Origin of the sequence: Halorubrum sp. SP9, assembly GCF_005435015.1 — an archaeon.
GTDB classification, from domain to species: Archaea; Halobacteriota; Halobacteria; order Halobacteriales; family Haloferacaceae; genus Halorubrum; species Halorubrum sodomense.
On the sequence record NZ_SGXU01000428.1, the window covers coordinates 1 to 405 of the forward strand.

Annotated in this window: 1 protein-coding gene; it reads right to left on the minus strand. The window is 55.3% G+C overall.

Translation table 11 applies throughout. The annotated features are described in order from the left end of the window. A partial coding sequence (locus EXE45_RS18130; protein WP_137695138.1) for a PAS domain-containing protein occupies positions 1–249 on the minus strand: 249 nt, incomplete at its 3' end. Between the last annotated feature and the right edge of the window lie 156 nt (positions 250–405).

Consider the following 405-nt stretch of genomic DNA (forward strand, 5'->3'; position numbering starts at 1 on the left):
GTTGACGCGCTTGACGAACGATTCAAAAACATCGTAATCATGCGGGTGGATATCCGGTGGGCCGAGCGAGAGGAGGTGGTCTCGGTCGTACCCGAGCAACTCGCATGCCTGGTCGTTACACCGTAGGATACGATTCGCCTCTGTATCGATGACGAGTACCGCGTCAGGGGTGTGCTCGAACAGCTGTTCAAAAACTGCTGACTCCGGGTCATCACCCGTTACGGAACCGGATTCGGGCGCGTCGCTCATGCCGACTGGTCAAGCGGAGAATATTTATTGATCATTCGGCGTGCCACTCAGTTGCTCCGTTCGGCGCGCATACTTAAGAAACCAACCGCGAAATAATAAATTGGACCGTCGGGGTCAAGCCCCGAAGCACTCGGTCTGCTCCGTTTGTAGACCGAT